This is a genomic window from Ruegeria sp. CE8 (assembly GCF_056537465.1).
In genome coordinates this window covers 390757-402875 of record NZ_JBQFRP010000002.1, presented here as the reverse complement: position 1 = coordinate 402875, position 12119 = coordinate 390757, and the positions used below count along the sequence as shown (strand labels likewise).

General features: G+C 57.8%; 11 protein-coding genes. 7 read left to right on the top strand and 4 right to left on the bottom strand.

Features of this window, described 5'->3' with window-relative positions; all coding sequences use genetic code 11:
- Positions 1-107: 107 nt before the first annotated feature.
- Together clpA and gloB are read right to left on the bottom strand one after the other, a co-directional pair.
- Positions 108-2432, bottom strand: coding sequence for an ATP-dependent Clp protease ATP-binding subunit ClpA (gene clpA / locus ACR0AA_RS04950; protein WP_480662167.1), 2325 nt, complete (start codon positions 2430-2432; stop codon positions 108-110).
- 171 nt (positions 2433-2603) lie between these two features.
- A complete protein-coding gene (gloB, locus tag ACR0AA_RS04945; protein ID WP_480662169.1) occupies positions 2604-3371 on the bottom strand; it encodes a hydroxyacylglutathione hydrolase in 768 nt (255 codons plus the stop codon).
- A 61-nt stretch (positions 3372-3432) separates the two neighbouring features.
- On the opposite strand from gloB, the gene ACR0AA_RS04940 reads away from it, so the two are divergent.
- The 7 genes from ACR0AA_RS04940 to ACR0AA_RS04910 all read left to right on the top strand — a co-directional run bounded on the left by ACR0AA_RS04940 (position 3433) and on the right by ACR0AA_RS04910 (position 9801).
- Complete coding sequence (locus ACR0AA_RS04940; protein WP_480662171.1) at positions 3433-4167, top strand: class I SAM-dependent methyltransferase; 735 nt, start codon at positions 3433-3435, stop codon at positions 4165-4167.
- 310 nt (positions 4168-4477) lie between these two features.
- The gene (locus ACR0AA_RS04935; RefSeq protein ID WP_480662173.1) at positions 4478-5038 is read left to right on the top strand and encodes a F0F1 ATP synthase subunit delta; all 561 of its coding nucleotides are present in this window, start codon (positions 4478-4480) and stop codon (positions 5036-5038) included.
- Positions 5039-6577: a F0F1 ATP synthase subunit alpha gene (gene atpA, locus ACR0AA_RS04930; protein WP_480662175.1), complete on the top strand. Its 1539-nt coding sequence runs from the start codon at positions 5039-5041 to the stop codon at positions 6575-6577.
- A gap of 12 nt (positions 6578-6589) precedes the next feature.
- Positions 6590-7465, top strand: coding sequence for a F0F1 ATP synthase subunit gamma (locus ACR0AA_RS04925; RefSeq protein ID WP_480662177.1), 876 nt, complete (start codon positions 6590-6592; stop codon positions 7463-7465).
- 18 nt (positions 7466-7483) lie between these two features.
- Positions 7484-8908 carry a F0F1 ATP synthase subunit beta gene (atpD, locus tag ACR0AA_RS04920; RefSeq protein WP_480662179.1) on the top strand — a complete coding sequence of 475 codons (1425 nt, stop codon included), beginning with the start codon at positions 7484-7486 and terminating at the stop codon, positions 8906-8908.
- 12 nt (positions 8909-8920) lie between these two features.
- Positions 8921-9331: a F0F1 ATP synthase subunit epsilon gene (locus tag ACR0AA_RS04915; protein WP_480662180.1), complete on the top strand. Its 411-nt coding sequence runs from the start codon at positions 8921-8923 to the stop codon at positions 9329-9331.
- Positions 9332-9450: 119 nt separating this feature from the next.
- Positions 9451-9801, top strand: coding sequence for an H-type lectin domain-containing protein (locus ACR0AA_RS04910; protein WP_480662181.1), 351 nt, complete (start codon positions 9451-9453; stop codon positions 9799-9801).
- A gap of 689 nt (positions 9802-10490) precedes the next feature.
- On the opposite strand, the gene rpiB is transcribed toward ACR0AA_RS04910, so the two are convergent.
- Together rpiB and ACR0AA_RS04900 are read right to left on the bottom strand one after the other, a co-directional pair.
- The gene (rpiB, locus tag ACR0AA_RS04905; RefSeq protein WP_480662183.1) at positions 10491-10940 is read right to left on the bottom strand and encodes a ribose 5-phosphate isomerase B; all 450 of its coding nucleotides are present in this window, start codon (positions 10938-10940) and stop codon (positions 10491-10493) included.
- Positions 10941-11000: 60 nt separating this feature from the next.
- Positions 11001-12020: a ribose-phosphate pyrophosphokinase gene (locus ACR0AA_RS04900; RefSeq protein ID WP_480662185.1), complete on the bottom strand. Its 1020-nt coding sequence runs from the start codon at positions 12018-12020 to the stop codon at positions 11001-11003.
- Between the last annotated feature and the right edge of the window lie 99 nt (positions 12021-12119).

Sequence of the window (12119 nt, the reverse complement as noted above, 5' to 3'; positions counted from 1 at the left end):
TCGAAAAAACCATCAGTGGATGGCAACCTGTGTTGGTCGTTGCACAAATGGAAATCGCCCGGTTGATGGGTCAACCGGGCGATCAGATTAGGCAATCAGTACGCGGATCAGTCCGCTGTCAAAAGCGGGGGCTTGTCGCCCGGAATGCGCGGCTGATCGGGGCCAAGAATCTCCAGGTTCAATTCGCCCTTCTTGACGGACACGCGGACCACACCGCCTTTGGCCAACTTGCCGAACAGCAGTTCTTCGGCCAGAGGTTTCTTTATGTGCTCCTGAATGACACGGCCCAGCGGACGCGCACCCATCTTGTCGTCATAGCCTTTGTCCGCCAGCCATTCAGCGGCCTTGGGCGTCAGGTCGATGGTCACGTTGCGATCCAGCAATTGTGCTTCAAGCTGCAGCACGAACTTTTCGACCACCTGTAGGATGACCTCTTTCGGCAGCGGCGCGAACGAGATCACGGCATCCAGGCGATTGCGGAACTCCGGCGTGAACATCCGTTCGATCGCGGCGGTATCCTCGCCCTCGCGACGGTCACGGCCAAAGCCGATGGCGGCTTTGGCTTGTTCCTGCGCGCCTGCGTTCGAGGTCATGATCAGAACCACGTTGCGGAAGTTCACCGTGCGGCCGTTATGATCGGTCAACTCACCGTGGTCCATCACCTGCAACAGAATGTTGAAAACGTCCGGGTGAGCTTTTTCGATCTCGTCCAGCAGCAGCACGCAATGCGGGTGCTGATCGACACCGTCGGTCAGAAGACCGCCCTGATCAAAGCCGACATAGCCCGGGGGCGCGCCGATCAGACGGGAAACTGCGTGCTTTTCCATGTATTCCGACATGTCAAAGCGTAGCAGTTCCACACCCAGCGTATCTGCCAGCTGTTTCGCAACTTCGGTCTTACCCACACCGGTCGGACCGGCGAACAGGTAGTTGCCGATGGGCTTCTCAGGCTCACGCAGTCCGGCACGGGCCAGTTTGATCGCGCTGGACAGCGCTTCAATGGCCTCGTCCTGTCCAAACACCACCCGTTTCAGCGAGGCTTCGAGGTCTTTCAGTACCTCGGCATCGTCCTTGGTGACGTTCTTGGGCGGAATGCGCGCGATCTTGGCGACGACCGCCTCGATCTCTTTAACGCCGATGGTCTTACGGCGCTTGCTTTCCGCGACCAGGTGCTGTGCGGCACCGGCCTCATCAATCACGTCGATGGCCTTGTCGGGCAGCTTGCGGTCATTGATATAGCGCGCCGAAAGCTCAACAGCGGTCTTGATCGCATCCGCAGTGTATTTGATCTCGTGGTGCTTTTCGAAATAGGGCTTCAGGCCGCGCAGGATCTTTACACTGTCCTCGACCGAAGGTTCGTTCACGTCGATCTTCTGGAACCGGCGGCTGAGCGCGCGGTCCTTCTCAAAATGCTGACGGAATTCCTTGTATGTGGTCGAGCCCATGGTGCGCAGCTTGCCGCCTTGTAGGGCAGGTTTCAGCAGGTTCGACGCATCCATCGCGCCACCCGAAGTGGCACCAGCACCGATGACGGTGTGGATTTCGTCGATGAACAACACCGCGTCGGGGTGATCTTCCAACTCGGTCACGACTGCCTTCAGGCGTTCCTCAAAGTCACCGCGGTAGCGAGTGCCCGCAAGCAGAGCCCCCATATCCAGAGAATAGATAGTGGTGTGGGACAGTACTTCAGGGGCTTCCCCACCGACGATTTTATGTGCCAGTCCCTCGGCAATGGCGGTTTTGCCTACGCCCGGATCACCCACCAGCAGCGGGTTGTTCTTGCGGCGACGGCAGAGAACCTGAATGCAGCGCTCAACCTCGTCGGCGCGACCGATCAGCGGATCGACATCGCCTGCGCGGGACTTGGCGTTCAGATCAATACAGTACTTACCCAGCGCGCTTTCTTTCTGCTCGCCTTCACCTGCGCTCGCCTGAACTTCTTCCTCGACCTGATCCGCGCCGGAAACCGAGCGGTTCTCGCCATAGGCCGGATCCTTGGCCACGCCATGCGCGATGAAGTTCACCGCGTCGTAACGGGTCATGTCCTGCTCCTGCAGGAAATAGGCCGCGTTACTTTCGCGTTCGGCAAAGATTGCAACCAGTACATTGGCCCCTGTCACTTCGGTGCGGCCAGAGCTTTGGACGTGAATAGCCGCGCGTTGAATGACGCGCTGGAAAGCGGCCGTTGGCACGGCTTCGGAGCCGTCGATATCTGTCACCAGGTTCGACAGATCTTCGTCGATGAATTCGACCAGCGTGCTGCGCAGTTCATCCAGATCAACGCTGCAGGCTTTCATGACGCGAATGGCGTCGGGTTCTTCCAGCAGCGCCAGCAGCAGATGCTCAAGCGTAGCAAATTCGTGGCGCCGTTCATTCGCAGCCGCCAGGGCCGCGTGAATGGCTTGTTCTAATGTGCTCGAGAATGAAGGCACGCGGGTGCTCCTCTGTCTTGGGTCGAAAGGGGCAGCCTTTGGCCGGCACCCCATCCAACCATGTCCTCATACTATTAGAGTTTGGTTGATCGTGGCGCGGCTTCAAGGGTTTTCTTTCACTTGACAGTCACATTTCACGTGACCGTGGCCGTGAAGAAGGCGATTTAGGCACTAGAAGCGGTCTTTTCTAGCCCGAATTTCCGCAAAAACTTGTGCAGGGTCGGCATTCGGCATCCCCAGATGCGCCTGAATCGCCGGATCGTTGGCGCGTAAAAACGGGTTTGTTGCTTTTTCCAAGGCCAGACTCGACGGTACGGTGGGCTCTCCGGCGGCGCGTGCACGGTCAATATCCGCCATGCGCTGCTTCAATGCCTTGTTGTCGGGATCGACGGTAATGGCAAACTTTGCATTGGATTGTGTATATTCGTGTCCCGAGCATACCATAGTTTCATCCGGCAACACAGCCAGTTTGCTGAGCGAGGTCCACATCTGCGGTGCCGTTCCCTCGAACAGGCGGCCACAACCCAACGCCATGAGACTGTCGGCGGTAAAGACGACCGCGCTTTCCGGCATATAGTAAGCGACATGTCCGACGGTATGGCCGGATACGTCCATCACGTGCACAGGCTCGCCGCCGATTTTGAATGTGTCTCCATCGCTGACCTGCCGATCCAGCGGGGGCAGGCGGTGCGCGTCCGCTGCGGCACCGATCACCTTGGCCGGTTGTTTTTCCAGAATACCGGCCGACCCGTCGACGTGGTCCCAATGGTGATGAGTCAGCAGGACATGAGATAGGGTCCATCCGCGCTTGTCCAGTTCGGCCAGAATGGGCTCGGCCTCGGGCGCGTCGATCAGTGCGGTGTTGCCGCTAACGGCATCATGCGCCAGAAAGGCGTAGTTGTCGCTGAGACAAGGAATGGTAACGATCTCAAGAGGCATGGCCTTTTGCCCTTTCGTTGCTAGACTGCGCCCAGCTAAGCCGATTGACCGGGTGTCCGCAATGCATCTTGATGTGCAGGATCTGAGGAATTTCTATTATCGCAGTACCCTGGGCCGCGCGGCGCAGGCGGCGATCCGTGGACGATTGCTCCAACAGTGGCCCGAGGCGAAGGGGCAAACCGTTGTGGGTTTCGGATTCGCAGTGCCGTTGCTGCGCCCCTATCTGCCCGATGCACGGCGCGTCATTGGCCTGATGCCGGGTCCGCAAGGTGTTATGCCGTGGCCTGCCGGCATGGCCAATGTGTCCGTTCTGACCGAGGAAACACTGTGGCCTATCGAAACCGGTCATGTCGACAAGCTGATTGTCATGCACGGGCTGGAGACGTCGCAACGGCCCAGTCAGTTGCTGGATGAATGCTGGCGCGTACTGGGGCCGGGTGGTCGCGCGTTCTTTATCGTTCCGAACCGGGCAGGGCTGTGGTCACGAACGGACAAGACCCCTTTTGGCTTCGGTCGGCCCTATTCGGCTTCGCAACTGGAGAGTCAGCTCAAGGCGCATCACTTTATTCCGGAGCGCCATTGTTCGGCGCTCTACCTGCCGCCGTCCTTCCGTCGTTTTTGGCTGAAATCGGGCAGTCTGATCGAAAAGACCGGGCAGCGTTTGCCGACGATCATGGCGGGCGGGGTGCTGATGGTCGAGGTCACCAAACATATCAGGCCCCCCAGCGGCAATGTCACAAAAGACGCGGAGCGCCGGCCGATCAAGGCGCTAGATGGTCTGCTGAAACCGGCCTGAGACGTCAGGCCCTTTTCCCGCATCAAATCGCGAAAATTGAGGGAAAAAGGCCACAGGAATCGCAAAAACCTACACTTTCGTAACATTTTTCGCCCGTCTCAGCCGGATAAAAGGGTCGCACCTGTCTTAAGTGGCTGAAATTAAACGTTTTGTGGATAAAGTGTTTACCGTGATAATATATTGCTAGCTGGGTTCTGCTCTGCTACATCCCCGGTGATTTTGATCCCCGCCCTTTATGGACGGGGTTTCCTCACGCCCCGGGTAGCGGCCGCTACGCGAAATCGGGGCCTCAAATATCGGAAGGGTGGACGTGTCCGAACCAGCTTCGATTTCCACTGGCATTGCCGAGCGCTATGCCACAGCGATCTTTGAGATCGCCAAAGAGAATAATGACCTCTCAGGTCTGGAATCCGGCATCAACGATCTGGCGGCAGCTCTGGGCGAAAGCGCCGACTTGCGCAACCTGATCGCATCACCGCTGGTTTCCCGCGCGGAACAAGAAGCCGCAATTACCGCAGTTGCCGACAAGATGGGGCTGCACACCATCCTGCGCAACACGCTGGGTCTGATGGCTGAAAAACGTCGCCTGTTCGTGATCCCGCAGCTTGTGCAGGTTCTGCGCGACATGCTGGCAGATGAGCGTGGCGAAGTGACCGCCGATGTCGCCTCGGCCAAGGCGCTGACCAAGACGCAAATGGATAAACTGTCCAAGACGCTGTCCGAGCGTGTGGGCAAGACCGTGACAATCAATGCGACCGTTGATGAAAGCCTCATCGGCGGTCTTGTCGTTAAAGTGGGCTCGAAAATGATCGATAGCTCGATCCGTTCGAAGCTGAACTCCCTACAAAATGCAATGAAAGAGGTCGGATAAATGGGAATCCAAGCTGCAGAGATTTCTGCAATCCTGAAGGACCAGATCAAGAATTTTGGTCAGGAAGCCGAAGTGGCCGAAATCGGCCGCGTGCTGAGCGTCGGTGACGGGATTGCCCGTGTATACGGCCTGGACAATGTGCAAGCCGGTGAGATGGTCGAATTCCCTGGCGGCATCATGGGAATGGCGCTGAACCTGGAAAGCGACAACGTTGGTGTCGTTATCTTCGGTTCTGACCGTGACATTAAAGAAGGTGACACGGTCAAGCGCACCAACTCAATCGTGGACGTTCCGATCGGTGACGAACTGCTGGGCCGCGTTGTTGACGGTCTGGGTAACCCGATTGACGGCAAGGGTCCGATCAACGCAACCAAGCGTGGCGTTGCAGACGTAAAAGCCCCTGGCATCATCCCGCGTAAATCGGTGCACGAGCCGATGGCGACCGGTCTGAAATCGGTTGACGCGATGATCCCGATCGGCCGTGGCCAGCGGGAACTGATCATTGGTGACCGCCAGACCGGTAAAACCGCTGTGGCTCTGGACACCATCCTGAACCAGAAAACCTACAACGACGCGGCAGGCGACGACGAGTCGAAGAAACTGTACTGCGTTTACGTTGCGGTCGGTCAGAAGCGTTCGACCGTTGCACAGCTGGTGAAGAAGCTGGAAGAGTCCGGCGCGATTGACTACTCGATCGTTGTGGCCGCAACCGCGTCCGACCCGGCGCCGATGCAGTTCCTGGCACCTTATGCCGCAACCGCGATGGCCGAATACTTCCGTGACAATGGCCGCCACGCGCTGATCATCTATGATGACCTGTCGAAACAGGCTGTGTCCTATCGTCAGATGTCCCTGCTTCTGCGCCGTCCGCCCGGACGTGAAGCCTATCCTGGTGACGTTTTCTACCTCCACTCCCGTCTGCTGGAACGTTCGGCGAAGCTGAACGAAGATTTCGGTGCAGGCTCGCTGACCGCTCTGCCGGTTATCGAAACTCAAGGTGGTGACGTTTCGGCGTTTATTCCGACCAACGTGATCTCGATCACCGACGGTCAGATCTTCCTTGAAACCGAACTATTCTATCAGGGTATCCGGCCTGCCGTGAACACCGGTCTGTCGGTTTCGCGTGTGGGCTCTTCGGCTCAGACCAACGCGATGAAGTCGGTTGCTGGTCCGGTTAAGCTGGAGCTCGCTCAGTACCGCGAAATGGCGGCCTTTGCGCAGTTTGGTTCGGACCTCGACGCCGCAACCCAGCAGCTGCTGAACCGTGGCGCACGTCTGACCGAGCTGATGAAACAGCCGCAGTACTCGCCGCTGACCAACGCTGAAATCGTTTGCGTCATCTTCGCCGGCACCAACGGCTATCTCGACAAGATCGACGTATCTGACGTTGGCCGCTATGAAGCTGGCCTGCTGTCGCACCTGCGCGGTAAGCACGCTGAACTGCTGAAGTGGATCACCGACGAAGATCCGAAGATCAAAGGTGACGCAGCAGACAAACTCAAGGCAGCGATCGACGAATACGCCGCGACCTTCGCGTAAGAGGAGGTTCCGATGCCTAGTCTGAAGGACCTTAAAAACAGGATCGAGTCGGTCAAATCGACCCGCAAGATCACCAAGGCCATGCAGATGGTCGCGGCTGCAAAACTGCGCCGCGCCCAGGAATCTGCCGAAGCCTCGCGCCCATATGCCGAACGGTTCAATGCCGTGATGGCGGGGCTGGCGGCGTCGGTCGGGGGCAGCGACAGCGCCCCCAAGCTGCTCCGTGGTACGGGCAGTGATGATGTCCATCTGCTGGTTGTGTTGACAGCTGAACGCGGCCTGTGCGGCGGCTTCAACTCGAACATCGCCAAACTGGCCCGCCAAAAGGCGGAAGAGCTGCGCCTGAAGGGCAAGACAGTCAAAGTTCTGACCGTCGGCAAAAAAGGCCGCGACGCGCTCAAGCGTGATTTTGGCGAGCTGTTCGTTGGACATATCGACCTGAGCGAGGTCAAGCGTCTGGGTTATACCAACGCGCAAGACATCGCGAAGGACATCCTGTCCCGCTTCGACGGGGGTGAGTTCGACGTTGCCACGATCTTCTACTCGAAGTTCGTCAACGTTGTGACCCAGATCCCGACGGCACAGCAGGTCATCCCCGCCTCGTTCGAGGAAACCGAGGGTGACGACAGCGGTGCCATTTTCGACTACGAGCCCAGCGAAGAGGCCATCCTGGCCGACCTGCTGCCCAAGGGGGTTGCGACCGCGATCTTCTCGGCTCTGCTCGAAAACGGAGCGTCTGAACAGGGTGCACGGATGTCCGCGATGGACAACGCGACACGCAACGCGGGTGAGATGATCGACAAGCTGACGATCCAGTTCAACCGCTCGCGTCAGGCCGTGATCACCAACGAGCTGATTGAAATTATTTCCGGCGCCGAAGCGCTGTAAGAAAACCGGAGACGAAACATGGCGAATGCAAAAGGCAAAGTCACACAGATCATCGGGGCCGTCGTGGACGTGCACTTCGAAGATCAGCTGCCTGAAATTCTGAACGCGCTGGAAACCACCAACAACGGCAAGCGCCTGGTATTGGAAGTTGCTCAGCACCTGGGTGAAAACACTGTCCGCACCATCGCGATGGACGCGACCGAAGGTCTGGTCCGTGGCGAAGAAGTGACCGACATGGGCGCGCCGATCTCGGTTCCGGTTGGCAACGCCACTCTGGGCCGCATCCTGAACGTTGTTGGCGACCCCATTGACGAAAAGGGCCCGGTTGAGGCAACCGAATCCCGCGCAATCCACCAGCCTGCGCCGACCTTCGCAGAACAGTCGACCGAGTCGGAAGTTCTGGTCACAGGCATCAAGGTTGTTGACCTGCTGGCCCCTTACGCCAAAGGCGGTAAGATCGGCCTGTTCGGCGGTGCCGGCGTTGGTAAAACCGTTCTGATCATGGAACTGATCAACAACATCGCAAAAGTGCACTCGGGCTTCTCGGTGTTTGCGGGCGTTGGTGAACGGACCCGTGAGGGCAACGACCTTTATCACGAGATGATCGAATCGAACGTGATCAAGCCGGACAACCTGTCGGAATCGCAGGTGGCGCTGGTTTACGGCCAGATGAACGAACCTCCGGGAGCACGTGCGCGTGTTGCTCTGACCGGTCTGACCCTGGCCGAGCAGTTCCGCGACCAGTCCGGTACCGACGTTCTGTTCTTCGTCGACAACATCTTCCGCTTCACGCAGGCGGGCTCCGAGGTTTCGGCTCTGCTGGGTCGTATTCCGTCAGCTGTGGGCTATCAGCCGACACTGGCCACCGACATGGGCGCCCTGCAGGAACGCATCACCTCGACCAAGTCGGGCTCGATCACCTCGGTTCAGGCGATCTACGTGCCTGCGGACGACCTTACCGACCCTGCGCCGGCAACCTCGTTCGCACACTTGGATGCGACCACCGTTCTTAACCGTGCGATCTCGGAAAAGGGTATCTACCCTGCGGTTGACCCGCTCGACTCGACCTCGCGTCTGCTTGACCCGGCCATCGTCGGTGAAGAGCACTACAAGGTTGCGACCGACGTTCAGCAGATCCTCCAGCGCTACAAGTCGCTGCAGGACATCATCGCCATCCTCGGCATGGACGAACTGTCGGAAGAGGACAAACTGACCGTGGCCCGTGCCCGTAAGATCGAACGCTTCATGTCGCAGCCGTTCGACGTGGCCCAGGTCTTTACCGGTTCGCCGGGCGTTCAGGTACCTCTGGATGTGACCATCGCGTCGTTCAAAGCGGTTGTCGCCGGCGAATACGATCACCTGCCCGAAGCAGCCTTCCTGATGGTTGGCGGCATCGACGAAGTGATCGCCAAAGCGGAAAAGATGGCCGCAGAAGCCGCCTAAGGAGTATCCCTGATGGCAAACACGATGCAATTCGACCTCGTCAGCCCCGAGAGGAGCCTAGCTTCGCTCGCGGTTACCGCGGTCCAGATTCCCGGCGCGGACGGGGACATGACGGCAATGCCCGATCATGCCCCTACCATCACCACGCTGCGCCCCGGTCTGCTGAAGGTTGAGGCACCCGAAGGAGCCAGCGAATACCTGGTCACCGGCGGGTTTGCCCAGATCAACGGTGATAGCCTGTCGGTTCTGGCCGAAAAGGCCATTCCGGTTGCCGAAGTGACCCGGTCGCATCTGGACGACCTGATTGCCGAGGCCCGCGCTTCGCACGAAGCGGCGAAGAACGGCGACGATCAGACCATCGTCGACGACGCCGCCAAGCTGCTGGCCGACATGGAAGCCCTTGGAACGCACATGAGCCTGTAAGGCCAGTCGCGTTCGATTGATCAAGAAAAACGGCCCCGTAGATGCGGGGCCGTTTTTTTGTAGTGTTTTTATCGAAATACCGGGTTAACCTCTGGGGGTTCATTGATAAAGTCGAATGAATGAAGACATTTAGAACCCACCCGATTGGTATAGACCAAGGCGAGGCCGTATTATTTTCCGAGTTCGCTGATGGTGGCGAAATGTGGACGGGTGAAGGTCCGCGCCAGCGCCGGTCGGCTATCATGTTCAGCCAACCGTTCCGGTCGATTCCCGTGGTTCAGATTGGCGTTTCGCTGTGGGACGTGGACACCTCGTCGGCCCTGCGTGCCGAGGTGGCAGCCGAAGACATCACACCCGAAGGTTTTAGCGCGGTGTTCCGAACTTGGTCGGACACACGGATCGCCAGAATACGTGTCACGTGGACCGCGATTGGCGAAGTTGCGCATGAGGATGATTGGGATATTTCTTAGTAATCGGGGCCAATCGGACGGCGAATTCTATGTTTCCCTTTGCTCGTCGTTACTGCAAAACGGAATAGAAGTACTCCATTAATTGCGCGGGCAATCCTGTAAAAAGGACTATCGAAAAAGTCGCCGACGCGCCGATTGCAAAATACACCGGAACTCGGCCTAGCGCATATCCACGCAGAAATACGCCAACGAGTCCGATGAGTATCGAAGATACAAGCAAAAAATCGAAATCACTAAAGCACTCTGAAAGACCTCAAACGCGGTCTCAGTTGCAACTCTTGTAGCTATCACCCCTGATAATAAGCTAACGCATGCACCAACACCGAGTATGAGGCCGAAAACCGAGCTTAGCGTCTGCGCCTTGCCCGATGCTCTTAGGATTTGGCGTTGATGCGCCGAATGCGATCATGAAAATTAGCGTTCGACATAAGGCGAGTTCTTTAAGTTTCGAAATCGATTATAACTTGCCGCGAAAAGGTGGTGACAATTGGTCAGCAGGCAGGGCACAAGAAAAAAATGCTTAGCCCGCACAGTTGCAGAATCTTGTTGAAATCGGGTGTATGAATTGGACAGGTGGCTAGCCTCAAGCACCTGCCCAACTCATTGGAACCTGGGCGAAATGTATTTGCGTCTGGGGTTTGACCGTCGACGAATTCGGTGTCGATTTGGCAGGTTTTGGGGTAGAAACCCTAACCGTCTTGTCCTTCAATCATATCCACCCGCGTCGCGTGACGGCCCCCCTCGAATTCGGCGCTAAGGAATGCGTCCACGATATCCAGAGCCTGACCTTCACCCACGACTCGGGCGCCAATCGATAGCATGTTGGCGTTGTTATGCGCGCGGATCATGCGGGCCGAGAAAGCGTCAGAACACACGCCACAGCGAATGCCCGGAACCTTGTTGGCCGCCATCATGATCCCTTGGCCCGTGCCGCACAGGACGATGCCAAGTTGGCAATCGCCCGAAGCTACAGCCTGCGCTGCGGCTTTGCCGTGAACTGGATAATGGGTGCTTTCAGGCGTTTTGGGACCGATGTCTACGACCTCCCAGCCTTGCGCTGCGATGTGATCGGCGACCGCCTGGCGCAACTCGATGGCTGCGTGGTCGCTGGAAAGAACAATACGTTTTGAAGTTGTCACGAGAATGTCCTGCCTTGTTATGTTGACGAAAATGGGCGGCCGTTAAGCCGCCCAACTCGGTCAGTCCATGTGATACATCGACTCGTAGATCGGTATCAGCGTCTTATCCTCAAACAGCGAAGACACGCTCGTTCCGTTCCAGATGTTCAGAATGGCCTGCGTAAAAATCGGTGCGGTTGGTACGATGCGAATGTTTTTGGCATTGGCGACTTCTTTGGTTGGCTGGATCGTGTCGGTCAGGACCAGCGACTTCATCACCGAGTTGGTCACACGCTCAACCGCAGGACCGCTCATCACACCGTGGGTGATATACGAGTGCACTTCCTTAGCGCCGTTATCCAAAAGAACCTGAGCCGCTTTACACAGCGTGCCGGCGGTGTCGCACATGTCGTCCACGATTAGGCAGATCTTGTCTTTGACGTCGCCGATAACGGTCATCTCGGCAACTTCACCCGCCTTTTCGCGGCGCTTGTCCACGATCGAAAGGGGCGCGTTGATGCGCTTGGCCAATTCACGTGCGCGGGCCACGCCGCCCACGTCGGGCGATACGACCATGAGCTCGTCCAGGTTGTCCTGGAATTGGTGTTTCACATCCAGCGCAAAAATCGGCGATGCATAGAGGTTGTCGACCGGCATGTCGAAGAAACCCTGGATTTGCGCTGCGTGCAGGTCCATGGTCAGGATCCGCTCGATCCCGGCGCCGGTCAGCATGTTGGCCACCAGCTTGGCGCTGATCGGTGTGCGAGCCTTGGTGCGGCGATCCTGACGGGCGTAACCGAAATAGGGGATCACGGCGGTGATCCGCTGGGCCGACGAACGGCGCAGAGCGTCAGCGATGATCAGCAGCTCCATCAGGTTGTCGTTCGCTGGGTTCGACGTTGGCTGGACGATGAACATGTCCTCGCCGCGTACGTTTTCGAACACTTCGACGAAGATCTCGCCGTCATTGAAGCGTTCGACCCGCGCATCGACCAAGTTCTGATCGACGCCGCGATACAGGCTCATGCGTCGCGAAATGGATTCGGCAAGAGGAAGATTAGCGTTCCCAGCGATTAGCTTGGGTTCGTTGAGTGTCGGCATCGGCTGAGGTCCCCGGGCAGCAATGGCAAATGTGACAGATTCGTGATGTTGACACCGCTTAGCATGGCCTTACCGTCTCGCAAAGATAACGCAGCGGAG

What these genes read in the sequence shown, in the direction of transcription:
- gloB (WP_480662169.1), bottom strand. Translation starts at nt 3,371, where the DNA reads ATGCCTCTTGAGATCGTTACCATTCCTTGTCTCAGCGACAACTACGCC.
- ACR0AA_RS04940 (WP_480662171.1), top strand. Translation starts at nt 3,433, where the DNA reads ATGCATCTTGATGTGCAGGATCTGAGGAATTTCTATTATCGCAGTACC.
- atpA (WP_480662175.1), top strand. Translation starts at nt 5,039, where the DNA reads ATGGGAATCCAAGCTGCAGAGATTTCTGCAATCCTGAAGGACCAGATC.
- ACR0AA_RS04925 (WP_480662177.1), top strand. Translation starts at nt 6,590, where the DNA reads ATGCCTAGTCTGAAGGACCTTAAAAACAGGATCGAGTCGGTCAAATCG.
- atpD (WP_480662179.1), top strand. Translation starts at nt 7,484, where the DNA reads ATGGCGAATGCAAAAGGCAAAGTCACACAGATCATCGGGGCCGTCGTG.
- ACR0AA_RS04915 (WP_480662180.1), top strand. Translation starts at nt 8,921, where the DNA reads ATGGCAAACACGATGCAATTCGACCTCGTCAGCCCCGAGAGGAGCCTA.
- ACR0AA_RS04910 (WP_480662181.1), top strand. Translation starts at nt 9,451, where the DNA reads ATGAAGACATTTAGAACCCACCCGATTGGTATAGACCAAGGCGAGGCC.
- ACR0AA_RS04900 (WP_480662185.1), bottom strand. Translation starts at nt 12,020, where the DNA reads ATGCCGACACTCAACGAACCCAAGCTAATCGCTGGGAACGCTAATCTT.